Origin of the sequence: Shewanella donghaensis, from assembly GCF_007567505.1 — a bacterium.
Classification (GTDB): domain Bacteria; phylum Pseudomonadota; class Gammaproteobacteria; order Enterobacterales; family Shewanellaceae; genus Shewanella; species Shewanella donghaensis.
In genome coordinates, this window is record NZ_CP041783.1 from 2,206,913 (window position 1) to 2,233,794 (window position 26,882).

Below are 26,882 nucleotides of genomic sequence, written 5' to 3' on the forward strand. Positions count from 1 at the left end.
GTCTAGAAGTTTATTGTGTTAGTCTTGTCCTAAGCAATCGAATTGATTTCACCCGTAAGTTGAGCAAAATTCATGTGAGGATAATATGATAGAGCTGAGACACCTTCGAACTCTGATGGCACTTAAAGAAAGTGGAAGCCTTGCTGGCGCTGCTAAAAAGCGCTTTGTAACTCAGTCAGCGCTATCTCATCAAATTAAAGAATTAGAAACACGCATTAATTCGTCGATTTTTATTCGAAAGAGCAAACCTTTATCTTTTACACAAGAAGGCGCTCGACTGCTTAATTTGGCAGAAGAGATCTTGCCGAAAGTGATGCTGACCGAATCAGACCTTAAAAAAGGTTTAGATGGTGAAGAGCAGTCGTTAAAATTAGGCATTGAATGTCATAGCTGCTTTCGCTGGTTAATGCCCGTAACAGAGGCTTTTAAACAAATCGCACCTGATGGTCGTATCGATTTATCTAGCCGTCACCTATTTGATTCACTGAATGCGTTGGAGCTTGGCGATCTTGATATTGTACTGACTTCCGATCCTGTTCCAGGCCATGCTCTTGCCTATCAACATTTATTCGATTTTGAAGTAAAACTGGTTGTTTCAAATGATCATGCGCTATCGAAAGAGCAATTCATTAAACCTGAACAATTGGCCAAACAAACACTGATAACCTATCCAGTGCCTTTACAGCGCCTCGATATTTATAAGCATTTTTTAGAGCCAGCTGGTGTTGAAGCTGGAGAGCAAAAACAGTGTGACTTAACGGCAATGTTACTGCAACGAATCGCCTGTAATGATGGTGTTGCCGCGCTACCAAGTTGGTCAATTAATGAAGGCCACGGGCTCAACCTTAGCTCGATAAAACTGGGCAGTGAAGGATTAAAAAGACCATTATTTGCCGCCTATCGCCGCAATGCATCTAACACTAACTTGATTCAAAAGTGGTTAACGTTAGTCGCTGCTGAAGGGTTAAAATTACAACGATTAAGTCAAAAGCATTAATCATGTTTCAACTTTTAAGCCATCAAAAAAGCCACTAACTTAGTGGCTTTTTAAATCTAAAAAACTCAATATCATTAATAATACTGACTTGAATCATCTAGTGGATTGATTAACACATTACGTTTTGCCAATACAGATCGCAGCAATAGCCCTGAAGAATTAGGATTAGTAGATTGCTTAAGATTATGGGCTATCATAAATTCATTACGTAATTCATCATCTAAACCCAGCGCTTCAAACGCTTCAACAGACAAACTTTGTTGTTGGGTATCTATCAACTTTTTGATCACCTGCAATGCTATCGTCTTTTCTGATTCAGCATTTAAAAATGCAAAAGCACTTAAGGTAATCACCTGACCAAATACACTGAACAATGCCAAGGTTTGCACCTCATCAGCATCGATATTAATCCCTTGATTATCGCCCTCAAGATCACGTAAATGTTGAACGGCATCTGTAGCAATACACTCTGTTAACGCCCAATACCCCTTAACAAGCTTATTGTAAGGTTCAGCTAACTCATCTAGGCGTTCTTTCAAATAAAATGAAAATGCATAGCGGTAGATGTTCACGTGGCCTAAGCGAATAAGGGCATCTTTAATGCTACGACTCTTAGTCGCGATAATACCCGCCGCTTGGGCAGTATTACTGCGTAAAAGCAAATGACCAGCAAGGGCTGGATCTGTGGCAATAATATCAATAACTATTCTGATATCAGCCTCGTTAATCAACGCTTTTTTTAAAGGGATCAAAATACCGCGCCGGCCAATGACTTGTTCTTCGTTGCCAATAATAGCTTTGACTTGAGTGAACACTTGCTGCTCAAGGTAGGTCATATAGCGATGCTTCCCTTTTTAATTCTATTTTTTGATTAACGAATTTATCCACATAAGCTGTATTGAGGTCAAGTTATTAATATTATTTACAACAAAAAGCCGACAAGTGAATTGTCGGCGTTGGTGTTTTTAGTGTATTTGTCTATACAACAAAAATTGTTAATTCAAAATAGTTCAAAAAATCAGAAACGATAACCTGCTGTTAGACGAATAGAACGACCATTACCAGAATAGTAACCATTACCCCAAGCTGAATAATATCCAGCACTAACATAATCTTTATCTAGTAAGTTGTCAGCACGTAAACTGGCAGTCCACTCATTACGGGTATAGTTAATCGCTAAGTTCGCTAATACATAGCTTGATAGCTTAGGATCGACATTGGCATTATCGCCTTCAATATATCGCTCACCAGTATAAATACCTTCAACGAAAATTTGCCACTCTTGGGCTATGTCATAACTTACATAGGCACGAGCATTATGCTCAGCAACCCAAGAAAGCGCTTTGCCTTCGTTCTCACCTTCGGTAAATTCAGCATCAATGTAATCGTATGATGCGCCTAACAGCCAGTCAGATGCTATTTGAACGTCATAAGCCGCGTTAGCACCATAACGAGTTGATGCATCAGCGTTCACGTTAGCACCGCCTCCCTGTGGGCCATCAGTACGCCCACCGTCATAAACGATCTCATCTTCTAAATCTAAACGATAAAAATTTAATTTGAAATTTTGCGTTGTCGTTGTCCAATCCCAACCCGCTTCATAAGAACGGCCGGTTTGAGGATCTAGACCAATGGTGGTAACAGGGGTATAAGCTTGCTCATCGACTTTGGCAAAACGGAAGTTATCATTAGCGCGAATATAGAAACGATTTTCAAGGCTTGGACGATAATTTAAACCCAGTTCAAATGCATGGGCATTATTATCTAAATCTACACGGTTTGGATATAGGGTTTGATCGAACAAATCATCAGTCACATTAGAATAGCGACCACCGACTACATAGGATAATGACTGCGTTAAAGGAACAGAAGCTTGCACATACACACTGGCGACTTTTTGTTCGTTATTACGTTGAGTAAAAGCAAGATCAAAGTCCGCCTCACCGACACTTAAATCAACACCAGCAACGATATCTAAATCGCCATTATCGACTTGATAATTAGCAGTGGCTTTAGGAGAAAAGCTTAATAAGCTTCGCTCAATGCGACCTGCACTTCCCCAAAGAAAGTTAGTCGTTAGGGTATCTGAATAGTTTAAGTCTGCCGCTAATGCCCATTCTTTGGTTAGCTGGTATTCATAACCACTGCGAAGTGCTGTGGTCATTTCATGCACATAGTCATCATCGGTATAGGGGGCTGCTTGCGTCGGATCGTCTTGATACTGCGCTAATGTTAACGCACCAGGCGCCTGGCGATCATTATCAAAATAATTAACTTCAACAAAGAAGTTTTCTATGTCAGTTTGGTATTGTAACCGACCTAAAACAGAAGCCGTTTCGCTTTCGTTATTATCACGATAATTATCACTTTGATTATAACTACCCGCAAAGTAGTAATGCCAATTATCATTAATTAACCCTGAGATATCACCTTTAGCTTCATAGGTATCAAAACTACCAGCACTCAGTTGTAATCCACCGCCCTCTTTATTCGGGGCCTTAGTAATAATATTTATCACACCGCCAACAGCTTGATCGCCATAAAGCACACCTGCACTACCCGACAAGATTTCAACACGCTCAACTTGATTTAACGGCACTGCATTAATGCTAGGTGCTGCAATATCAATATTGTTTAAGCGGCGACCATCAATCAAAATCAATGTATTACTGGCAGCTTGTGAAGCAGAAAAGCCGCGCATTGAAAATGTCGTACCTGAGTTATTATCAGACACTTGGATCCCTGCTTGAGAGCGCAATAATTCAGTAAGGCTAACTGCACCACTGAGCTGAATATCAACCTGATCGATGACATTAACGTTTGCAGCAATATTAAGCGGACTTGCATCTTGACGGCCAATAACCACAATGGTTTCGACCTCTGCATTAGCAGACGTATCTTGAGTGGTGTCAGCGTAAGCAACAGATGTTGTTGAGGCTGCAAGACCTAATATAAGGCTCAGTGCAGATGCGATTTTCGTTGGATTTGTACCCATTTACCTTTAACTCCTGAAAGGAAAAATGGGGCATATTTGTCGCAGCCCATCAAACTAGCCTTACCATGTAGAAATGATAACGTGACTAGCAATAAACTACATTTCGAGATCTGCCCACCGAAATCTCAAAATCACTCACAGGGCCGGTCTCCGGACTCAGGTTAAAGTAGCAAAGCTACTGACGAACATGAATTTTTAACGTTAAGGCCCGTTGATATAAGTATCAACAGGATCATTTAACGCACTCAGTTCTCACCATTACCGTTGCGGGGGCAGCACTAGATTTGCACTAGTTTCCCGATTATCCCGTGATGTTATTCACAGGCACCACTGTAAATTGACTATAAATTGGAATCATTACCACTGATCATAATCAGCCCATATAACAATTAACCATATTATAACGTGATTTTGATACTTTTAGATATAAAGAAAGGTTATCAATCATATTATTCAACTCGCGATAACAACGCTTGAATAATATGACTGCTTAGTACGACAACAAAAGCATTATTGCTGGAATCGTAACTGTTGGATATTTGACATGAATTGACGATGATTAGCTGACTTCAATGGTGCAGATTGTTCATTAAATACGTGTCCACGCATTGATTTATGCAATAGGTACAAATCTTCAGAACCTTTAATTACCGCGTAATAGCCAATCTCACCTTGTTGTTTTCCGCTGCCACGAGTTTGTAAAAAATTCGCCATAACAGTACAGCCGATGATGCCATGATACGCTTCCTGGCCGCCAATTTGAGTCATACCAAGTTGATCATAAATCACTTCACCTTGGCAGGTATCTTTATAGGTTTTGGCAAAATCATTCAAAAACTGATCGGCTTGAATATTATCTGATAAGCCTTCAAAGCCTTGAATGCAAAATAAATCAGACCAATCATTTAAGGTTTCACCAGCAGGTACAAACTCTGCTTTAAACATTTGTCCTTTAGAAGAATTAAATGCCATATCCCAACCTACAGGAAGTTCAAAAGAAACCGTTTTAGAAAATATAGACAGCTCTCTTTTTTGAGCATCACTATCGTCATCGGATTGATTTGTTATGGAATTTAAATACGACTGTGGCTCTTTGGCCATTACTTTATTCCCAGGGCCTAATAACAACAGCCCTGAAAATATTATTATCGTAAAGCAAGCTTTCATACCTAATTCATCCTTGGTATTTGGTGCTGAAAGGTGAAGTTTAGTTAATTCAAATATGAATACGGCAAACTGTGTCACCAAATTGTTGCATTACTGTAGTATTTTAACGCTTAACCTTCAAGGTTATCAGCACTTTCAGATGAATCTATTTCTTTATCTTCATCTGAAATTATTTCAGCTTCATCAGTTAACGCTTCAGCAGCGATTGCATCAGCGATTGATTTCGCTTTGATGTGCTTCTCTGTTTTACGTTTATTACGCTCAGCTTGAGTCGCTAGAAAAGCAGGAAGTTCTTGCTTACCCCAGGCTTCTGCTTCTGCTTCTGATGCAAATCCGTCATGACTTTTAGACACAATAGTCTTAGTGGCAGTCATACGACGAGTGATTTCAGTTTTCCAAGTTGTACCAACTTGCTTTACTCTAAAATCATATTTTTTTGCTTTAATCATGTTGTACTTCTTCCTACAAATTTTATCGCCACGCACTGCGCGTGATAGAGGTTATTGAGTAACATTGTGAGTTCACAGTATTACTTTACTAATTGATTTGATCCAACGATCATCATTTCACATTTTAGGCAATCGAAGACCAGTTTTAAGCGGTCTTTGCCAATATCGAGCACCATTGGGTCAGCTTTAATACCTTCAACTTCTTTAGGGCATAAATTAAAGCTATAACGCAGGCAATGCTTAGTCACCATTAATGGCGCATCGGTTAATACTTGATTCTTTTCATAAGTGTCTTCAATTTGAACAACACCATGTTGCTCGTAAAACTCACGAGACTTGTCATTGGCCACATTGGATAAAAAGCTTAAATACTTTTGCGGAAAACGCGCCGTTTTATCATGCTCAGCGCGTAAAGGGCGTTGATAGCCATCCACTCTAGCAATGTCAAACGCCGTAATGGCATCTCGACGTAAACCGTTAATGACTGATGCAGGTAAAAACCAGCGGTTTGCACAATCAATCGTTAACTGCTGCAATTGATAATCACTATTGCCCAGTTTACCGAGTTGCGTTCGCAGACTCGTATCAGCTTTAGCGTAATCTTTTGCAGCCTCTTTAGCCCATTCAAGCTCGACAGTGACTGAATGAGTATGCTTATCACTGATCGTCAATGATATGCCCTGCTCTGTATCTGCCAATCTCATGTCTACAACAATTTTACGTGTTGCAGAATCCTTTGATAGCACAGCATCAAATTGATGATCGAAGTTTCTGAATAACTCCACACCCACTGTCAAATCTTTAGAAACATCAGTCAAATACAAAGTATTACCATCAGAGCGATTAACCCTAAGACCTTTGGTTTTATTATCTGACAAACGTTGTTTTTGATAACCATCAATAAAGAAGCACAAGCCATCACCATTATTAAATTCAATGGTTTTACCCGCTTTACTGCTATCGACTTTAATAAAGTCACGACCAACTTTGGTAATCACCCCGACTTTTTCACCAATATATTTAGGTGAGCTAAAGTGCTCAATTTGCTCAGTTCGTTGATTGATAAAGTAATCAGTCTTACCACGATTAAAGCTTTTTTCAGGATCGGGCGTGAAAGTAAACTCGCTGCGGCCATGGGACATTGATTCTAGATCGCTACGGCGATCAATAATGGCATCTAATTGCTGACGGTAATGTGCGGTCACGTTTTTAAGATAGCTAATGTCTTTTAAACGGCCTTCAACTTTAAACGACGTAACACCGGCATCAATTAATGCTTCTAAATTCTCAGTTTGGTTATTGTCTTTAAGTGACAATAAATGCTGATTCTCAGCTAATACTTCGCCATCACGGGTCGATAAGTCACATGGCAAACGGCACATTTGCGAACATTCACCGCGGTTAGCACTGCGATTTGAAAATGCATGGCTGATATTACACAAACCGCTATAACTGACACATAATGCACCATGAACAAAGTACTCAAGCTTAAGTTGGGTACTTGATGCGATTTCTTGAATTTGTGGCAAGTTCAACTCACGAGCCAATACCACTTGTGAAAAACCCACTTGCTCTAAAAATACCGCTTTTTCAGGGGTACGATTGTCCATCTGGGTACTTGCATGCAACGCTATTGGCGGTAAATCTAACTGCAATAATCCCATATCCTGGATGATTAATGCATCAACACCCGCTTCATACAACTCCCAGATTAAAGCCTGGGCTTTGGCAATTTCGTCATCCATTAAAATCGTATTTAACGCAACGAATACTTGAGCATGATAACGATGAGCAAATTCAGCCAACCGCGCAATATCTTCCACACTATTACCGGCATTATGCCTGGCACCAAATGCTGGACCACCTATATAAACAGCATCTGCACCATGACGAATAGCTTCAATTCCATAATCGGCATTTTTAGCAGGAGCGAGTAACTCCAGTTGCTTTTTATTTAGCGACGGAGCTTTAAGTGGCTCTTTAATGGTTTGCTGTGGGGAAAATATCTCAACAGGGCTCATAACGGATAACTATCTTTTTCAGAGTAATAATAAAAAATGCATCAAGAAGGTGAAATAAACACGGACAATAACCACGTGTTAGGCACTCTCTTGACGCACTGTTGATTTGCTAGTTTAGCAAAAAATAATCAATCTCGATGCATTTACTTAAACAAATGCTGAATATTCTTAAAATCTGTTTTACCTTCAAGGATTTCCTGAGGGTTTAATCCTGAGACTTCGTGAGGGAAAACCAACCACTCTTCAGACTCATGAATATAATAATCCGGTGTTAAATCTACCGCGGTATTCTTTGGTTTGTAATAAGGACAAGCAACGCGGATATCTGTAGGGATATTCTTACGCATGAACTTTTGCAGTTTATCAATCAGCGCATCAACACTGCGGCCCGAATCAAACACGTCATCAACAATTAACAAACCATCATCAGCATTGGCATTTTCAATAATGTAGTGCAAACCATGAACTTTGATTTTCTTACTTTGCTTATCAGTACCAATACCATAATAAGATGACGTTCTTACTGCAATATGGTCAGTCTCAACATTTTTGAAATCATAAAACTCTTGAACAGCAATACCAATTGGAGCACCACCACGCCAGATCCCAACAATAAATTGTGGTCTAAAACCACTATCGTAGACTTGTGCAGCAAGTTTGAATGAATCTTCAAGCAGTTGTTGTGCACTAATATAATGTTTATCTGTCATTGGATTGGGCCCCTATTATTTTATTGCGGCGGATTTTATACCAATTGTGGGTAACTTGTCTGTGAGGAATGTGAACATTAGTCATATTTGTTATCAAATAACGCTAATAACTGATCATAAAAGCCATAAGCTTCTGATCAGCGCATAGCTCAGACCAAAGCTAAGCCTAAAGCTGAGTCTAAATTAGCACTCAAAGTATTATTGCTTAAATAATGTTCATTGACACCATTACTTGGTGTGGCATAGTAAATTCAAAGCCGATTTCATAGCGACACCGACTTATGCTTGCTGCTAACCAAACATCTTTTCAACAACAAAATGACGCTGAGCAGTTATCGCTACAAAGCGATAACCCGCTGATTTGGTCATTACTAACCTTACTGCAAACCTCCTGCAAAAGCTGGAAAGTGCATCATTTAGCCACCGAGCTGCAAAATAAAGGCTTAATGCACGATTTAGACCCCGATCCCCAAAAAGACTTATTTAAACGCAATTTCCTATTGATGAATGCGCTATTTGAATTACAAGCCTTATTACTGCCCAATCAATGGCTACAAGTGCAAGCCATGGATATACAGATATTTAGATTATTACCCAATGATATGGCATTACAGCAAGCCAATGATGCCCCATTAAGGGAGTATTACCTTGATTGGCAACATTACGATACCTGTGCAAATGTCGTCAAAGATATGCTTGAGTCATTTTGGAGCCGATATCAACATCATATCGGTAGCGATCAACACCTCATGCACGATCATAGCGCGTTAAACGTATTTGAACTGGATGCTACTGCAACCAATAAGGATATCCGCCGACAATGGCGTAAGCTTGCACTTCAATGGCACCCCGATCGAAAAAATGGCGACAGTGAAAAATTTCGTCGAGTCTGCGAAGCATGGCAAACTCTGCGGGCAAAAGCGGGTTAAATAGCCATGTTATAAACTATGGGCTCACTTTAGAGGTATCTAAGCGTTTTGAATGTAAGGCGCTTGGCTGAGGAAATGGTTTTCCTATCTAAACAGCAATGCAAAAGTGCATTGGAATTAACAAAGCTCACTTTGTGCGGTTTTAACACCACGTTATGCAAGGTATTAGGCTTTGGAGATAAAATGACGATTAGTCACAATCTACTGACTTACCTAAAGCGATGTTCATTACTCTGAATGAACAAGTATTTAATGCAATTGGTATAATACCTCAATTGACTGAGCCTTTTTTTACAAGAAAGCAGTATCACATCACAGATTTAACCCTGCAATAATTAATCGTTTAGTTCATAATTCTTGTTAACATTAAGGAAATTAAGCTTTGCCTTAATTAACTTTATTTTAAGGTTTATCCGCTACAACAGCGAGTAACACGATACTTTTATTGAGGCTGAAATGATTAAGATTAAACATATTGCATTCACTATGGCAGTTACTGCATTCACAATGGCTCTAACAGGATGTGGCAAACCTGCTGATAAACCTGCTGAAATCACTGTTGAAAAAGTTGTTGAAACTCCGTCTAGGTTTGTTGAAGGTCAGCATTACACGCAAATTTCTGATGCTCCAGCATCTAGTGAACCTAAGATTTCTGAATTTTTCTCTTTCTACTGCCATAACTGCTACAACATGGAAACCCGTTACTTACCAGAAATTAAAAGCGGCTTAAATCAAGATATTAACTTTGAAACTAAGCACGTTGACTTTATGAATAGCGACATTGGTACAGAAGTGATGCGTTCTTTAGCTGTTATTCATGAAGTGGGCAATGCCAAAGTCTTAAACACTGCAATGTTCCAGGCTATTCAAGGCGAAGGCGGTCATCACGACCATAGCGCGCCAGGTCATAGCCATGACGAACCTGAAATTAGCAGCCGTGACGATATCAAAAAAGTCTTTGCTGCCCACGGCATTGATAGTGCTGCCTATGACAAAATAGCAGACAGTGCAGCTACAGATAAAAAGCTAGCATTATGGCGTCAACAGCAAGTCATGTTCCAAGTACAAAGCGTACCGACTTTTATCGTTAACGATAAGTACGCAATCAACATGAACGAAATGAGCACTTTAGGTGACTTAACTGAAGTAATGAACTACTTAGCGTTAGAAAAAAAGTAAGTAACTCATTCAGTCAAAGGCGCTATACGCACCTTTAAGACATTAAAAAGCCCGACTTTAGCGATAAAGTCGGGCTTTTTTAAATTCATGAGTTTATGAATTACGTACCATATCGATAATGTGGAACATAGCGAACACAATATGTATAGCCAAGAAGCCGACAAAACCTTGGGCAAATAAAATATGATACTTACGCCATACTAATGCATCACTACTGCCCTGCGTCATAAACCACACAATGCCAGTAATACTCACTAAAGCCATCAATACCAGACCAATACCTTCAACAACACTAAAAATACCTTTACCGCCAGAACTCGGTAACTTGCCGTGCTTTAGCTGTTTTATTTCATCTACACACTGAGAAAAATCTAAACTTAGCCACGGGAAAAACTGACGCCAATGGCTATTTAATACATTTTTAATTAAAAATAATAAACCGAATACCGCAGCGATCAACCCCACGTAGACATGTAAGTTATCCCAAATGCTAGCATTAGAGCGTAAACGTCGACCAATAATAATCCATGGGCTAGTGACCACTAAAAATACACTTAAAGTAATCACTATAACGTGCAGTTTCTCAGCAATAGCCCGAACAAAAGTGGACAATTTTTGACTCATTTCTTTACTTTCCTCTTACGGCATCGAACTCACAGTGATGACAGCTGGATATAAAATTCATCGATAAGTTATTCGATATGCGAGTCGATATGTAAGTCAATAAACATTGAGGCCAACATCATCATATTGGCTTCATTAGATAATCGTTACGCTGCGTCTATTTGCGCAACATAGGCATCGACCTTTTCCCAATCGGTATACTCAACCTGAGTATTAGGATCGGTAGGTCCTTTGGTCATCCACATAATAAAGCGAATGATATTACGATCCATCGGACCGTAACCTTGATAATCTAAATTGCCACCAAACACTTCAAGCACTTTGGGTTGCCATTCACTTTGTTTCAAAAAGGCTTGCATATACATGTTGGTATCAGGGGTATTCTTACCCGGTTTTCTAGCAACTAAACTCACTGAGAAAAAACCATTGGGTTTACTATCGAGTACCGCTTTATTGCTCGCAGTAAACGTATACAACTCAGCTCTGTGCTTACCATGACGAATACTGGCGCCGATAAACACTTTATCAAATGCGGCAATGTCAGGCTTATCTTGTAACGCCGCTAAAGTAACTGTGTTACCCGCTGCGATAAGCTTTTGCTGCATGTAATCACAAATCTTACGGGTTTGACCGTGGACAGTTGAATAAATAATTAAAATGTTACTCACGCTCACCTCTAAATTGATAAAGCTAACTCTTATTAGCTTTATCTTAGTTGAAACACCAGCATAATTACATGGATAAGATCACGACAAACCAGTACAAACACCCATTAATAATCAAGAGTTTTGCGTTGCTCACAAAAAAGTGGATAAACCTTTCGGTTCATCCACTTATCATTTGTCATTTTGTAAAAATTTGAATGAGCAATATAACCACTAAATCATATTCGTACTCACGATATAATCCTTACGCTCATCAACATTCTTTATTCTTGACCATTACAATGACATTAAAAATGCCACCAGCTGATCACGTTCAGTCTGCGACAACGTCATAAATTCGTCTTTGCTATCTTTCGCTTCGCCGCCATGCCATAAAATAGCCTCTTCAACGGTTGCAGCGCGGCCATCATGTAAAAAACCAGCTTGTGGATTTACAGTTTGTGTTAAACCAAGGCCCCATAATGGACGCGTTTTCCACTCATTACCGTTAGCAAGAAAGTCTGGACGACCATCAGCAAGTTCTTCACCCATGCCATGCAGAAGCATGTCGGTAAACGGATAAATCAATTGTCCTTTTAACGAATCATCCATTGGCGTACCACCGATATCACCGGCAGTTTGCGTGGTAAAGCTAGGGGTGTGGCATCCTGTACAGTTAACCTGCTCAAATAACCTTGCCCCTTCACGCACATTATCATCACTAACATTACGCCTTGCAGGTACCGCTAGGGTTTCAGCGTAGAAGACTACGGCATCACTAAAAGCGGCATCAGCTTCGGGGGCACCATTCTCATCGCTGCCAATATCAACATAACCAGTTCGAGCTAAGTAAGAATCATGCAAACTGGTGCCAACAATACTTTCATCAGGGAACAGCGGATTAGTAATACCAATATCACCACGTAAAGCGCCTAATGACTGCACTCTTACACTTGGCGTATTGGCTTTCCAGCCAAAACGCCCCATTGAAACAGGATCAATATTGCCATTCTGTGCTTTTATCGCATCAAACACCCAGTTTGCACGGCCAGAAATACCATCATTGTTGGCATCATCAGCATCAGCGTTAGCCAATATGTCAGCTTCTGGAATGGCTTCTAATAAACCCAAGCCAAATACAGGCATACCATTTCGCCAGCCCATAAGTACATCGTCTTGTAACAAATTAGATGTCACGTTAGCACTTTGCTTTGTTTCCCCTGGCGCATCATAAGGATTTTCAACCGCAAAAATTGGCTTTTTCAAGATAATTTCACGACCATCATCATAAGTGATAGTGGTTTTTTCATAGGATAAATACACATCAGCTTGGCCACCAAAGGCATTATTTTCCCAATCAGCACGGGCTTTCAGTACACCGCGGTGAAATAACTGGCCGCCGAAATCAGGCACGGCAATAGGAGCGCAGTAATCATTTGCAGCAGTTTGGAGGACGCACTCTTCATCTGGCGCTTTACTGATACGTAGAAAGATCCCTGCATCAGAACCCAGTTTTACACGGGTTTCACCCGCACCTAAGAATGGTGTTGAATTACGACCATCTCGCTGATGACAAGAATTACAATCAGCATTATTGAATACTGGACCTAGGCCATCTAGCTCTGGGTGCTCAGTGTTAGGAGCGGTAGTAAATGATATTTCAAAATTGGCATCACCTTCAAGGTGATGCGCTAAACTTTCATCTGATAAGTTCGGCGCAGGTGTTGAAAAACCGTGACCAGAATTACTCGCATCAAAAGTCGTGGTATCACCGCCTGAAGCGTCGATATCGGTAAAGGTTGGATATGTCACTGTTGGTGGAGTCACTGTTGGCGGCGTTACGGTAGGTTCATCATCACCGCTACCACCACAGCCTGACAATAAAATGGTACTCACTAGTGATAGAGATAATATCGATAATTTGGGGTTCTTATTCATCATTTTCACACTCTGAAGTCATTATCCAATACACAGACAATTTAAGATTTGAACGAAGACAGACATGCCACACTCTATTGGTCGACTTTTTGTCTGTTTGTTATATAAGTGCTTTTATATCTGAGCTTTATAAAAATAAAGTAAAGCTATGGCCTTAAAGAATTGCTCTACCTATGACAAGGTAGAGCAATGTCCATTAACAGCCGTACTTAACAACGCTCTGAATTATTGAGCATTCCAGTCAGATAGTAATGGGATAACGTCTGACTCTAACGAAGTTTGTAGCTTACCTAATGCGGTAACAGCAGTAGCAACACGCTCACGGCCAGTTTCATCTAAAATGGCTTGACGGAAAGGCATGTCATCAGCACCTGCAATGGCTTGAATTTTCAAGATAGCATCATCAATTTCACTTGCGATGCGAATTGAAAGTGCACTGTCAGCTGCAGCAACAAAATCAATAATGCCTTGCTTATCTGCACTACCAGTAAACTCACCATGATAAACATTACGGACACCTTGAATGTTATCGGCGAAATCCGTTAGTGAGTTCCAAGAGTACTGCGACTCAACTTTAGAGGTATCAGCAGTAGTCAGTGAATCACCAAATGGATCAGCAATTTTGCCATTACCCACTTCATCAACAATACCAATCATGCCATTCACTAACTCTTCAATAACCGCTAATTCTGATGAGTAAATAGCATTGTTATCTGAACCTGGTGCTTTTAGTAAATCAGCATATGGCAATGCATTGGCATCTTGTGGGTTATGAGAAACCTGCCATGCATCATCTAACTGTGCAGTGTAATCACGAAATACTTCAGCGAGTGCAATAACGTATTCACGTTCAGCCACAGTCAATTCAGCAATCAATTTAGTGTTGTCATTAACGCCGTCACCAAATAGTAGATATTCCATGGTATGGAAACCTTGAACGTCATCGTTCCAGCCTTTAATGGTTTCAGCATCAAAACCACTACCGATGGCTAACTGAGTTTGTAAGTCAGTGGTATTTAACGGCCAGCTATCTAAATGTGGATCGATACTCATTGAATCAACAGGACCAAAGATGTGCGACTCACCTTGCTCCCAAGGTTTACGGGCAGCCTTCCATGCTTCTTGAGCAGCCGTTAAATCTGCTTGAGACGTTGAATTTAACAATGCTTGAGTCGCCAATAATAATGCATCACCTTCTGCTGCTAGCGCAGAATAACCAGCGACAATGACATCATCAGTTAGATTGGTGATCAAATCCGTTGCAACAAAAGTAAACCCTGTTTCTGGTACTACTGGTGTTACAACTTCAGCGTCAGAACCTGAACCACCACAAGCTGAAAGGGTCCCTACTAGCGCGAATGAAATTGCTGTGTACTTAAAATTCATGTAAAACTCCATTTAAATCAATAATATTTTTCACTGAAACTTTCAGTATTTCATTTAGTAAAACAAACTTGTTTAGATTTGATCTGCTACTTATAGCGAGAACTGATAACCCACACCGAGGGCAAAGAAATTAGTATCAGGAATGCTGGCAACAGCAACTTGCTGTAAACCGCCTTCAGCTTTAATGACAATTTCAGGGATGGGGAAATAGTTCACGCCGATACTGCTCCAGGTATTTTCATAACGCTGAGTTGCAGCACCACTTTCTACTTCCATTAACGGATTTGAGTAATCGATGTTGGCAAAGACAGTCATTGGAATATCAATGTAGTCATTTAATTTAAAGCCAGCTTCAACAAAGAAAGATTGAGACTTAGACCCTAGCTGGGCAAAGTTACCAGGACGTAAACCAGGGGTGGTTTTGTTAGCTTGTGTAATCGCATCGCTATCACTTAAGGTGCCATACATATATTGGCCACGTAAAACCCATGGACCTTCAACAAATGCACCTGCCACTGTGACAATACTTAAGCTGCCATCAACATTTAACTTGTTACTTTTATTACGGTTACCACTGGTATTGCCATAGTAATAAGACACACCAACAGCACTACCGGTTTTGAAATTGCCATAATCAACTCGGCCAGCAAACGCTAAGTCATCGGCATTAACATGCTCAAAACGTTTCTGATGTCCTGAAGCAACCCAGTCATACGTTCTGAAATACTCAGAGTTAAGACCACTGACAACTTGTGCTTGATAATGAAAATCAGCTATCTCACCGTAAACACCAATACCATTTTCATTCCAAACCGCAGGGATCATCGCGGCTTCACTTTTATGGCGAAGAACGGTTAAGTATTGGTTTGGCTTATGCAGGGTGCTTGAAAGGCCTATTGGCAAATGAATGTTACCGAACTTAACCCCGAATGCATCGCTCGGACGATAACGAATCTCAGCTTTTTCAACTAAGACTTCACCACCCGCTTCAGTTTCAGTTTCAAACTCACCGAACTCATCAAAACCATCGTACTCAAGTGCTGCGCCAGTGCCGCCATGTTCGTATTCGATTTCAACTTCCATGCTCCACTCATCAGTGAACTGGTATCCAAATTCGGTAACGATACGCTCAAGATCAAAACGATTTCGTCTTTCTGGCGACGTATCCTGGACGTTATCAAAATATTCATCACTGGTGAAATTAGCAGTGCCATAGGATTTAAATGAGAATTTACTGTAACGATCTGCAGCAGCGACAACGGTGTCGCTGACTTCTGTTACGGCAACACTTTGCTTCTGCTGTGCAATTTCAATCTGCTTTTGAGAGGCTAACTGCTCGGACTGTTGCTGTGCAAGCTCCTGTAATTGCTGTTTTAGTGTTGCAATTTCAGCTTCTTGTTTTGCGATAGCTTTGGCTAAATCGTCAGCCGAAGTAGCTGCACTGACATTGGCTGTCGCCCCAAAACCAATAACACTGGCGATTGATACTGCCAACAGCGTTAACTTTTTGCTCATCTCATTCTCCGCAATATTTGCACTTGATTTGTTAATATTGCGACACGATATACCAAATGAGAATCATTTGCATTAAAATTTACATTATTTTTTGCAACCTCATTTACAATGTATTTACACTTAGCGAAATAAACCAAACTGTGTAACTATAAAATTAACCCTGAAATATAAAGAAAAGTGACATCAATGCGCGCAGTTACAGATAAAAATCCACAGCAATTTTTACTTTGGATGACATTCGTCATGTCGATGGTTTTCGCCGTATGGCAGGCATTGCTCAATAACTTTGTTATCGAAAAAGCTGCTTTTACCGGTGCTGAGATAGGAATGCTGCAAAGCTTACGAGAAGTACCAGGCTTTTTAGCTTTTACTGCAATTTTTGTATTGTTGTTAATTCGAGAGCAAACGTTTGCCCTACTTTCACTCGCCGTTTTATCCATAGGAATAGCCATTACAGGTTTTTTTCCAAGCGTATTAGGCCTGTATATGACCACGGTTTTGATGTCGATTGGCTTTCACTACTTTGAAACGGTTAATCAGTCGCTTACCTTGCAATGGGTTGATAAAGCTAAAACCGCAGAGTTTTTAGGTAAAGCGTTAGCGTGGCGCTCAGCAGCTGCGTTACTGGGTTATGGCAGCATTTGGTTGATTATGACCTGGCTCAAGCTCGATTATATTTGGATGTATGCCATCATCGGGGGTTTAGGCTTTACCGCCGTGGTGATGATGAGTGTTTATTACCCCAAATTTTCCATTACCGAGCCCCAACATAAAAAGCTGATTATTAGAAAACGTTACTGGCTGTATTACGCACTAACGTTTTTGTCGGGTGCCAGACGTCAAATATTCATGGTTTTTGCAGGTTTTATGATGGTTGAGAAGTTCGGTTATTCTGTCTCTCAAATAACAGCGCTCTTTTTAATTAACTATGTGGTTAATCTATTGTTTGCGCCTGCCATTGGCCGCTTTATAGGCCGTATAGGTGAACGCAATGCTTTGGTGATTGAATACCTTGGTTTAATTATTGTATTTGCGAGCTATGCCGTGGTTGAACATGCCGACATCGCCGCTGCTTTGTATGTTATTGACCATCTATTATTTGCTATGGCCATTGCCATGAAAACCTACTTTCAAAAAATAGCCGATCCAAAAGATATTGCTGCAAGTATGTCGGTTAGTTTTACTATTAATCATATTGCAGCAGTTATTATTCCAGCCCTATTAGGGATACTCTGGCTAAGTTCACCGCAATGGGTATTTATTATTGGGGTCATTTTTGCGGTATGCTCTTTAATACTCGCGTTAAATATTCCGTCTTCACCCAAGCCCGGAACAGAAACCAATTGGGGTTTTAATACCAAGTAGCTGTAAGCTTGAATTAAACAGAATATTGCTCACTGATAAAGAATAAACCTATGGCTGATAAGCATTCAACCCAATCCGAAGAACACTCGACTACTAGCGCCTCTAGTCAGTCTGTAACTAAAAGTAATGAGTCAGGTCCCAAAGCTTCGGCCCGTAAAAAGGCCTTATTACTGGGTCGAGTACTCGGCTTAGCCAGTGAAGAAGATTATCGACCTTCGAATGCATCCATCGCAGAACGAGCAGAGTTTAGGTTAAGAAAAAATCTCTCCCAACATCAACTTAATCTAGAAACCATTTTTGCACTCGCGCTCACTTATACGCCATCAGATGTCACAGGCGAAGATTTAGATCCCGACTGGAGTTACCAATTTTTCCAGATGGCAGAGCAAATTAACACCCGCAGAATGCAAGATTTATGGGCAAGAATTTTGGCCAGTGAGATTGTTAAGCCAGGAAAGTTCAGCTTACGAACACTCGCAACTCTGAAACAACTTACCCAAAGAGAAGCTCAGGTACTTGAAAAAGCATTGGGCATGTCTATAAAAATGAATACAGAAAGCCGTTATAAATTGCTCAGTGGCTATAGAATACAAGGCGGGTTTCAGCAGTACTTTAGGAAAGTCACCAACGTCAATGTTGGCCTTTCTAAGTTTGGTTTACCTTATTCAAGTGTACTCACACTAGTCGACGCTGGCATACTCCATGGTAGTGAATTTGAAACGGGAATTTTAGACAAAGGCGCTAAAATTCAATTAAGTATGCTTGATTATCAAATCAGTATCAGACCCAAAACCAATAACTTACTGTTTAGCTACTATCGCTTTACGCCTGTAGGAGATGAGCTTAGTCAGTTAGTCCACCCCAAGGCAGACAATGATTATGCAAAGGCATTAACAGCGCTGCTAAAGAAAGATTTTAATGTGGATTAGTGAAAGGAAATTATCACTGAAGGAATGTAAGTGGAGTGAGTTATCACTGAAGTAACGATATAGAATAAGGTATCACCAACTAACTTTAAATATAAAATCAATCACTTAAACTAGCTGATTGACTTAATAAGGCACCACATCCACTTCGCCATTTTTATGTTCATACAAATTAGAATGTTGTGTTTTATGCATTGAAAACAAAAATTGTCGTAATGTTTCTCTAGATTCATCACCCACGATAATGGTTGCAGCAATGACACCATTTTCAGAGCGAACCTTTTGGTATTCAATTGAAAAGCTAATGTCTTTCGACAAAATCAATCGACCTGAGCGAGGCTCATCAAACTCTGTGATGTTCGGCGCGTACAAGGTTAACCCGGTACTCGACAACGACAACACTTCAATGGCTAAGTTGGTTTGATAATCGATAACTCTGACATTATCTAATTCGTTCATGCGCCAGCTACGATCTGCACCGCGAGTATCGACCACTTCAGGAATGCCTAATTGCGGTACAAACTGGCCAAGCTCATCCATTTTCAAATTAAGTGGAAACCACAATCTATAATGGCTAATTTCAGCCAGTAACGTCATTTGGGTTTTACCCAGTATTTTAGCCAGCGTTACCGGTATTTCGGTTGTGACAGATACAGTTTCAGTTTGACTGGATGAGTTTTCATTAACAACAGAAGGCTGTTTAGTGAATAAATCACTAAAACAGGCTAATTCTTCTTTTGTTAACGTGGTACTCATCGCAATTCCTTAACACCAAAACCTGACACAAGATGTAACAACCATAACATGCGTAATACTTTTGGACAATTATCAATCAAAATAAGGCTTTAATTGTATCATCTGCAATCAAAAATAATTCAAAATATTTGCCTTCATTCAGCATAAACGCGAATGTCATAATAATTAATACAATTTTTTAATGACAATGTTCTTGATAACAAGTATTTGCCATAGAGAAGCAAATACAAAAACTTATTGTCTCGATTAATACGCTTCAGCTACTGATTTTGATCTCTACTATCTCACTATATGGTTTATTGCCTAAAATGAAGTCATAAGCAATTAATATTAATGGAGTAAAAATAAACTTTCTATTCTTTGAATAAATTAAGTTGCGCACAATTTAATTGTGAGCTATTGTTTGTATCACAAACGACATACATCAATTTTATTTTCAGGAGTTACCTATGGATATCATTTACTCAGCATCAGCAAAAACTACCGGCGGTCGTGATGGACGCTCTGTATCTTCTGACAACAAATTATCAGTTGAATTGAGCACGCCAAAAGAATTAGGCGGCGCTGGCGGTGAAGGTACTAACCCAGAACAACTTTTTGCTGCGGGTTATTCCGCTTGTTTCATTGGCGCAATGAAGTTTGTTGCAGGACAAGATAAAAAAGTACTCAGCTCGGATTTGTCGGTAAATGCAACGGTGGGAATTGGTGCAAACACAGCAGGTGTCGGTTTTGCTATTGACGTAGAACTTCGCATTGATTTACCAGGAATGGACAAATCAGAAGCTCAAGCATTAATTGAAAAAGCGCATCAAGTTTGCCCATATTCAAATGCGACCAGAGGCAACATTCGCGTAGAGCTTATTCTGCTTTAATCAATGTGGATTTAAGTTTTAGGATAGATCTAAAAAGCCAGTGTTGCATATTCAACACTGGCTTTTTTATCTCCACGACTCACCGCTCTCAAAGGCGCTTATTTCAATGACTCACTAGCCTAACAATATGAGCTCGCTTTGATGATTAATTATCGAGAAGTACGTCAATAACCTAAAAGTTATCAACTAGTGTCTCAGAAAAATCATCAACTCCGATAGACAGGTTTAAAGATGCAATTTGAGATTCAACCGCTGTGATATCTGTTTGGACCGTTGCAAGAGTTAGAGTGTTATTATCTAACTCAAACACTTGTTTTTGAGTCGTATAGTAGAAAAGCAAAATGGTTAGCGCTGTTGGATCATTATCACTTGCAGCAAGTTTTATTTTTGCCAGTTTTCTGTATATACGATTATGTAATTGCTTTAACTTCCAAACCCAATAAATCTCTTTTAAATAGTCATGATTTTTATAAAAATTCATCACTAAACTGCAGGTTATTACGGCTAAAATCACTGCCAAAAGGTTTAGGTGAAAATGTCCCGTTGACTCTCCACTCACTACTGAATCATTGCCAAAAATGCCAATCAACAGAGTACCAAATCCTAGCGATAACAAAGCTAAACTGGCAACCAACGAAACCAAAACCACATTTAAACGTTTACGATACTGAACCTTTTCAACTGACATTAACTGCATGCTGTAACCTTGAAAAAAATACTATGGGACATTTTACACTTTTAATATTTTTAAGTATGCCAATTAACCTTGTTTCTCACAGATTTCAATAACGAAATAGACTCAAAATCTGAGTTCTAAAACTAGGAACATTAAAATCAGGCCATTAGAACCAGAGCATTAGAATAAATAGAAAGCGATCCCAATAATGCTAGTTAATTCAACTTTGATGCACCCAATCATTCATAAGTGATTTATCGAATGTAAAAATACACCCTAAAATCCTCTCTAAATTTGCAATTAACGATAGAGAGAAGAATGAAAAACATTATATTTGGTGTAATTGGCAATATGGGTCCAGAAGCAGATACCTTATTCCAGCATATTGTGATTAATGAAGAAATCTCAAAAGGCGTCCTTAAAGATCAGGACCACATGGGGATGGTTGTAGTAAAAAATCCCGATATTCCAGATCGTTCAGAAGCGATAAACGAAGGCGGTACTGATCCGGTTCCTGAAATATTGGCTTCAGTTAAACTGCTCGAGCGAAATAATGTGCAGTTTGCAGTGATGACATGCAACACCGCACATTTTTTCAGGGAACGAGTTCAAGAACAAACTGATGTGTATCTCGTTGATATGCTTAAAGCAACAACTGACTTAATCAAAGCAAACAATCCAAAAGCAGTAGTCGGCGTACTTTGTACTACAGGCACTTATAACTCCGGTATTTATGATACCTATTTAAAGCAGGCTGATATTAAATTCTTTAAACCAGATCAAGAAACACAAGAGCGCGATGTTCATAGTGCTATTTACGGAGAAAAAACCGGTAAGAAAACCCCATCAGGTTTAGATATTCGTGCCCCGCATGGCATAAAATCTGGAACACTTGAACAAAATGTCCCCCTTCTTGCTGAAGTCATTCAAAAATTGAAAGACCAAGGCGTTAACACTATTGTATTGGGTTGCACTGAACTTCCTTTAGTGAGAAATTTATTAGAAAATTCATTTACCGATATGTCATTTATCGATCCAATGGAAGCTGTGGCAGCCAGAGTCGTTTCACTTTATAAAAGAGCACAAGATAAGTACTCAGAAAATTCAGCAAAGAATCTTGGCAGCTCACTGACGGTTCATCAACTCGATACCGATGACAAAGCAGTTGAGTACATTGCAGCTAAGGCAAGCAAAGCCCAATAGTGAATATCAATTTACAGCTTATCAATACAGTACTAATTAACGGTATTGATAAGCAGTTTTGATAAGCCATAAAGACTTCGCTTTGTTAGCTTAGCCTTTATGGAAATTCAAAAGTAACCGACTAAAAGCGGATGTAAATAACCAAGAAAACCCATCATCAAAGTGATAGTTTAATCATATCTATTATTCGACTTCGACCTTGGCTAACATTTTATGGAACTTGAAGAAATTTACCGACAAGACCTGAGTTTGCTGATTGCATTACAAATTTTAGTCGAGGAATGCAGTGTGACAAAGGCAGCTAAACGGCTTCATTTAAGCCAATCAGCCACCAGCAGAATATTAAGCCGGTTACGAGACATGCTCAATGACCCACTATTTTCAAGGGTGGGGCAGCAATTAGTCCCAACTCAATATGCCCTGGATTGCTACCAACAGTTGCAAGGTCCTACCGGTCAGTTATTAAAACTACTTACCCCCACAGCATTTATAGCCAAAGAATGTCGGCAGAAATTCACCATAGCGACCACTGACTTTGCCATACAAAGTTTACTACCGTTTGTATTACCTAAACTCTATGAATTAGCTCCGCATATCCGCATCGAAGTTATTCCTGTGCAACATCAAAATTTGCAAGCTCAACTGAGTTTACAAGGTGCGGATATGGCCATTTGCCGCGCGATAGGACAAACAGAACCTCTACAGCAAGAATCACTAGGACACGTTGGGGTAAGTTGCTTGGTGTCCAATGATCATCCATTGGCGGACACAAACATCACCATGGAAGATTATCTACACTTTCCCCATGCCACCATTGCCATAAGCGATGGGGTAAAAGCCATAGTAGATTCGGCAATTGATCAGTTCCCACCGCGAACAGAGCTGTTAAGAACCCCTAATTTAGATAGTGCATTGGCAATACTCGACCTTCACCCTTTAATCATCACCCTACCAGCAGGAATGGCTGAACTTGCTGCCACAAGACACCGTTTAATAGTCAAACCATTACCATTTGTCATCGCACCGCTAAACTACAACTTGTTTTGGCATGCTCGCTGTGAACTAGACAGCGGCCACCATTGGCTAAGAGAACGAGTAGTGGATTTAATCAAGCCGCTACTTGAGACAAAAAATATCACCTCATCATAGTAGTCAGATCGCTGATCTAAAAATTCTAATTTAATAAACTTTAGGTGATGATATTTAGGTAATGGTAGTAAGTGGTGATAGCAAGTTAGGGATAGGCAAGAAAAGTGAGAGTAAAACAGCAATAAGGAGTCACAGAAACAGTAATAAGAAAGTGGCTATTAAAGCCACTTAATGGAATTCGTTTAACAGACTTTAGTTAATGGCATTTTCATTAATCACATTTTACCAGTACACGACCGGTCACTTTGCCTTTAATAATCTGCTGAGCAAATTCTGGAACTTGATCTAATGTTACTGTCTGACATGCTTGATCATAAAAGCTTGCTGGTAATATGGCTAACACCTGCTCCCAAGCTTTTACACGTTTTTCAAAGGGACAAGCCACTGAATCAATACCCAATAAATTAACGCCACGTAAAATAAACGGCATAACAGTCGTCGGTAATTGATGACCACCCGCTAAACCACAAATGGCAGCACTACCACCATAATTGATTTGCGCTAAGGCTGTCGCTAGAACTTTGTTACCCACGGTATCAACCACACCGGCCCAGCGTTGCTTATCTAATGGACGGCTGTCTTGTTCAAGCTCGCTGCGATCAATCACATCGCTGGCGCCTAATTGCTTAAGTAATTCGCCATTTTCTTCAACACGGCCAGAGCTTGCCACCACACGATACCCCAGTTGCGCTAATAACGTCACCGCAACAGAACCCACACCACCACTAGCCCCAGTAACCAGTACATCACCACTTTCTGGGTTTACGCCTGCTTGTTGTAATGCTTGCACACACAACATAGCGGTTAAACCTGCGGTGCCAATCATCATTGTTTTAGCGGCGTCGCAACCTTGTGGCATAGGGACTAACCAATCGGCTTTTACACGCGCCTTTTGCGACATGCCACCCCAATGGTTTTCACCCACGCCCCAGCCAGTAAGAATAACTTGATCACCCACTTTATAACGAGGGTCTGCAGACTCACTTACCACACCCGCAAAATCAATTCCTGGCACCATGGGAAAGTGTCGAATAATACGTCCGACGCCAGTCACAGCTAAGCCGTCTTTGTAATTAAGTGATGAATAACTTACATCAACTAACACTTCGCCTTCAGGAAGATCTGATACATTGATTTGACGAACTTCTGCATGAGTTTGCTTATCATTTTGAGTTAATACGAGAGCGTTAAACATAGCGAATCCTTACATTTAAGATAGGGAAAGCATAGTCCAAAAAATAACATGAACATACTGCACTTTTTGCATAAGATTCATGCATCGCGTGCATGCAGATTGTTTAAAGTAATAAGTTTAAAGTAATAAGTTTCAACTACTGAGTTACAAGCTATGACTTTCAAAACTATGCGTTTCAAAAATCACCACGACTTTAGCTGTATGAAACAAACTCAATAATGGCTTGTCGCTCCAAACCAATACTAGGTATTATCATGACAACAAATAGTGTTTACACCACTGAGAATCCTATTGTTATAAAAGTCTCATAACCTGAGAAAGTAGCAACGAGTACCCTTGCCCTAACTCAGTCTTAAACCCAAGATTAGGCTCAGTCTCGAACTCTGTTTCAGAAAAACTTTGATCGGCGCATTTTTAAGGTAGCAAAATATGAATCAATTGGATGTCCTAAATCCTTCAACGGGTGAAGTCATTGGTCAAGTTGCATTTTCTAATTGGGATCAATTAGATCAATACTTGCAGCAAGCTCACGAAACTTTTGCAGACAAGTCACAACGCACACCCGCACATGAACGTACTGCGATACTTAAACGTTGCGCTCAATTGATGAAAGAGCAACAAGATGATTTCGCCATGCTTATTGCAACCGAAGGCGGTAAACCGCTAAAAGATGCATATGTTGAAGTGATACGAGCCATTGATGGTGTTGAATTATGTGCCAATGAACTACACAATCTCAAAGGTGAGCAAATCCCTATGGATCTCACTGCCGCAGGCGCAGGTCGAATGGCATTTACTTATCGTGAACCTATTGGACCAGTGGTCGCCGTATCGGCATTTAATCATCCATTAAACTTGATAGTGCATCAGGTAGCACCTGCTATTGCCGTTAACTGCCCTATTCTAATTAAGCCTGCCAACGATACCCCATTAAGTGCACAAAAATTTGTTGAGCTACTTTACCAGGCCGGACTAGATCAAAAATGGTGTCGTTTTTTTGTTGCTGAAAATGAAGATACTGAGCGAGTAGTAACCGATCCTAGAACCGCATTTTTCTCGTTTATTGGTTCATCAAAAGTGGGCTGGTATTTACGCAGTCAATTAGCACCCGGAACACGATGCGCCTTAGAGCATGGCGGCGCCGCACCGGTCATTATTGATGACACTGTTGACATTGATGCTATTTTACCCGCAATTGTAAAAGGAGGCTTTTACCACTCTGGTCAAGTTTGCGTATCAGTACAGCGCATATATATTACCAACAATACCATTGATGTTTTTGCAAAGAAGCTTGTTGAGCAAGTGAATCTATTAGTGGTTGGTGACGCGAGAGAGGCGGATACAGAATGTGGTCCATTGATTCGACCAGCAGAATGCCAAAGAGTGGCGGATTGGGTTGATGAAGCAAGAAACGCAGGCGCACAGATATTAACTGGCGGTAAAAAACTATCACAAACCCACTATGAACCCACAGTGATATTAAACCCAAATGACGACTTGAAAGTATCAGCAATGGAAATATTTGGTCCAGTAGTGTGCTTATATGGTGTTGATAACCTTAAGTCAGCTTATAAACGGGCAAATAACGTCCCTTACTCTTTCCAAGCTTCTGTCTTTAGTAATTCGTTAGAAACTGTTTTACATGCCCAACATGAGCTAGACGCGTCTACAGTATTAATCAACGACCATACTGCCTTTAGGGTCGACTGGATGCCATTTGCAGGTCGAAAGCAATCAGGTTATGGCGTCGGTGGAATACCATACACAATGCGAGATTTAACCGAAGAAAAAATGGTAATCATGAAGTTACCGACAAGCTAAAGACGATATTTAGATTCTAGAAACTTGTGAAATCAAATTTAAAAACATAAAAAGCCGATAATGATGACATTGTCGGCTTCTTGATATAGCTTATTTAATCAAAGATTAAAACGAGTAGCTAATATGTAAGTACGTCCCCGCACTTCATAATCGTAAGGAATATCTGAATTACGTAGTGTTGATAGTAAACTTCATCCGTTAAGCAAGTACTTGACTCAGTTGTCTCTTCGACTGTAGTGGTCAACTAAAATTGGCCACTCTAAAACCCAAGTTCCCATATTGGTAAAACAGGAACAAGCAAACCCTACCCAATGGGCCTTTCTAAAGCCAACCCCCAAAACATGATATATCAGAAAAAAGGAACT

Annotated in this window: 23 protein-coding genes and 1 riboswitch; of the genes, 9 read left to right on the forward strand and 14 right to left on the reverse strand. The window is 40.1% G+C overall.

The features are described 5' to 3' along the window. The first annotated feature begins 85 nt into the window (after nt 1-85). On the forward strand, nt 86-997 hold the full coding sequence (locus FPK91_RS09385) for a LysR family transcriptional regulator (RefSeq protein ID WP_144210768.1): 912 nt from the start codon (nt 86-88) through the stop codon (nt 995-997). Between the two features lie 74 nt (nt 998-1,071). Here the strand turns inward: FPK91_RS09385 and FPK91_RS09390 are convergent, their stop codons facing one another. The 6 genes from FPK91_RS09390 to FPK91_RS09415 all read right to left on the reverse strand — a co-directional run bounded on the left by FPK91_RS09390 (nt 1,072) and on the right by FPK91_RS09415 (nt 8,339). Next, on the reverse strand, nt 1,072-1,833 hold the full coding sequence (locus FPK91_RS09390) for an HDOD domain-containing protein (protein ID WP_144210770.1): 762 nt from the start codon (nt 1,831-1,833) through the stop codon (nt 1,072-1,074). A 182-nt stretch (nt 1,834-2,015) separates the two neighbouring features. Next, nucleotides 2,016-3,992 (reverse strand): TonB-dependent receptor, encoded by a 1,977-nt coding sequence (locus FPK91_RS09395; RefSeq protein ID WP_144210772.1) that lies wholly within the window; start codon nt 3,990-3,992, stop codon nt 2,016-2,018. A 124-nt stretch (nt 3,993-4,116) separates the two neighbouring features. After that, nucleotides 4,117-4,340, reverse strand: a riboswitch (cobalamin riboswitch). 162 nt (nt 4,341-4,502) lie between these two features. Beyond that, a complete protein-coding gene (locus FPK91_RS09400; protein WP_144210774.1) occupies nt 4,503-5,093 on the reverse strand; it encodes a hypothetical protein in 591 nt (196 codons plus the stop codon). Between the two features lie 176 nt (nt 5,094-5,269). Beyond that, the gene (locus FPK91_RS09405) at nt 5,270-5,608 is read right to left on the reverse strand and encodes a DUF3622 domain-containing protein (RefSeq protein WP_144210776.1); all 339 of its coding nucleotides are present in this window, start codon (nt 5,606-5,608) and stop codon (nt 5,270-5,272) included. A gap of 80 nt (nt 5,609-5,688) precedes the next feature. Further along, nucleotides 5,689-7,629: a peptidase U32 family protein gene (locus FPK91_RS09410; protein WP_144210778.1), complete on the reverse strand. Its 1,941-nt coding sequence runs from the start codon at nt 7,627-7,629 to the stop codon at nt 5,689-5,691. Nucleotides 7,630-7,772: 143 nt separating this feature from the next. Beyond that, entirely contained in the window at nt 7,773-8,339 is a 567-nt protein-coding gene (locus FPK91_RS09415; RefSeq protein ID WP_144210780.1) for a phosphoribosyltransferase, read from the reverse strand. Nucleotides 8,340-8,620: 281 nt separating this feature from the next. Between FPK91_RS09415 and FPK91_RS09420 the strand changes: the two genes are divergently transcribed. Together FPK91_RS09420 and FPK91_RS09425 are read left to right on the forward strand one after the other, a co-directional pair. Then, complete coding sequence (locus tag FPK91_RS09420) at nt 8,621-9,268, forward strand: DNA-J related domain-containing protein (protein WP_144210782.1); 648 nt, start codon at nt 8,621-8,623, stop codon at nt 9,266-9,268. A gap of 507 nt (nt 9,269-9,775) precedes the next feature. Then, nucleotides 9,776-10,447 (forward strand): thiol:disulfide interchange protein DsbA/DsbL, encoded by a 672-nt coding sequence (locus FPK91_RS09425; protein ID WP_144214290.1) that lies wholly within the window; start codon nt 9,776-9,778, stop codon nt 10,445-10,447. Nucleotides 10,448-10,540: 93 nt separating this feature from the next. Here the strand turns inward: FPK91_RS09425 and FPK91_RS09430 are convergent, their stop codons facing one another. The 5 genes from FPK91_RS09430 to FPK91_RS09450 form a co-directional block, all read right to left on the reverse strand. Further along, complete coding sequence (locus FPK91_RS09430) at nt 10,541-11,071, reverse strand: cytochrome b/b6 domain-containing protein (protein ID WP_144210784.1); 531 nt, start codon at nt 11,069-11,071, stop codon at nt 10,541-10,543. Between the two features lie 146 nt (nt 11,072-11,217). Continuing rightward, nucleotides 11,218-11,739, reverse strand: a complete 522-nt coding sequence (hemG, locus tag FPK91_RS09435; RefSeq protein WP_144210786.1) for a menaquinone-dependent protoporphyrinogen IX dehydrogenase — start codon at nt 11,737-11,739, stop codon at nt 11,218-11,220. 273 nt (nt 11,740-12,012) lie between these two features. Next, nucleotides 12,013-13,656, reverse strand: a complete 1,644-nt coding sequence (locus FPK91_RS09440; protein ID WP_405127347.1) for a di-heme oxidoredictase family protein — start codon at nt 13,654-13,656, stop codon at nt 12,013-12,015. A 222-nt stretch (nt 13,657-13,878) separates the two neighbouring features. After that, nucleotides 13,879-15,039: an imelysin family protein gene (locus FPK91_RS09445; protein WP_144210788.1), complete on the reverse strand. Its 1,161-nt coding sequence runs from the start codon at nt 15,037-15,039 to the stop codon at nt 13,879-13,881. Between the two features lie 90 nt (nt 15,040-15,129). Beyond that, complete coding sequence (locus FPK91_RS09450; protein WP_144210790.1) at nt 15,130-16,554, reverse strand: porin family protein; 1,425 nt, start codon at nt 16,552-16,554, stop codon at nt 15,130-15,132. Nucleotides 16,555-16,740: 186 nt separating this feature from the next. Here FPK91_RS09450 and FPK91_RS09455 point away from each other — a divergent pair, with 186 nt between their 5' ends. After that, nucleotides 16,741-17,919 (forward strand): MFS transporter, encoded by a 1,179-nt coding sequence (locus FPK91_RS09455; RefSeq protein WP_144210792.1) that lies wholly within the window; start codon nt 16,741-16,743, stop codon nt 17,917-17,919. A gap of 50 nt (nt 17,920-17,969) precedes the next feature. Next, entirely contained in the window at nt 17,970-18,848 is an 879-nt protein-coding gene (locus FPK91_RS09460) for a TIGR03899 family protein (protein WP_144210794.1), read from the forward strand. Nucleotides 18,849-18,971: 123 nt separating this feature from the next. On the opposite strand, the gene FPK91_RS09465 is transcribed toward FPK91_RS09460, so the two are convergent. Next, entirely contained in the window at nt 18,972-19,601 is a 630-nt protein-coding gene (locus FPK91_RS09465) for a hypothetical protein (protein ID WP_144210796.1), read from the reverse strand. A 449-nt stretch (nt 19,602-20,050) separates the two neighbouring features. On the opposite strand from FPK91_RS09465, the gene FPK91_RS09470 reads away from it, so the two are divergent. Further along, the gene (locus FPK91_RS09470) at nt 20,051-20,473 is read left to right on the forward strand and encodes an organic hydroperoxide resistance protein (RefSeq protein ID WP_144210798.1); all 423 of its coding nucleotides are present in this window, start codon (nt 20,051-20,053) and stop codon (nt 20,471-20,473) included. 172 nt (nt 20,474-20,645) lie between these two features. Here FPK91_RS09470 and FPK91_RS09475 read toward each other — a convergent pair whose 3' ends face one another. Beyond that, nucleotides 20,646-21,170, reverse strand: coding sequence for a DUF3087 family protein (locus tag FPK91_RS09475; protein WP_144210800.1), 525 nt, complete (start codon nt 21,168-21,170; stop codon nt 20,646-20,648). A 297-nt stretch (nt 21,171-21,467) separates the two neighbouring features. Here FPK91_RS09475 and FPK91_RS09480 point away from each other — a divergent pair, with 297 nt between their 5' ends. Both FPK91_RS09480 and FPK91_RS09485 read left to right on the forward strand, forming a co-directional pair. Then, complete coding sequence (locus FPK91_RS09480; RefSeq protein WP_144210802.1) at nt 21,468-22,352, forward strand: aspartate/glutamate racemase family protein; 885 nt, start codon at nt 21,468-21,470, stop codon at nt 22,350-22,352. Between the two features lie 213 nt (nt 22,353-22,565). Next, complete coding sequence (locus tag FPK91_RS09485) at nt 22,566-23,501, forward strand: LysR family transcriptional regulator (RefSeq protein ID WP_144210804.1); 936 nt, start codon at nt 22,566-22,568, stop codon at nt 23,499-23,501. 211 nt (nt 23,502-23,712) lie between these two features. Here the strand turns inward: FPK91_RS09485 and acuI are convergent, their stop codons facing one another. Continuing rightward, complete coding sequence (gene acuI, locus FPK91_RS09490) at nt 23,713-24,696, reverse strand: acrylyl-CoA reductase (NADPH) (RefSeq protein ID WP_144210806.1); 984 nt, start codon at nt 24,694-24,696, stop codon at nt 23,713-23,715. Nucleotides 24,697-25,125: 429 nt separating this feature from the next. Here acuI and FPK91_RS09495 point away from each other — a divergent pair, with 429 nt between their 5' ends. Next, nucleotides 25,126-26,517 carry an aldehyde dehydrogenase family protein gene (locus tag FPK91_RS09495; protein ID WP_144210808.1) on the forward strand — a complete coding sequence of 464 codons (1,392 nt, stop codon included), beginning with the start codon at nt 25,126-25,128 and terminating at the stop codon, nt 26,515-26,517. Nucleotides 26,518-26,882 lie beyond the last annotated feature (365 nt).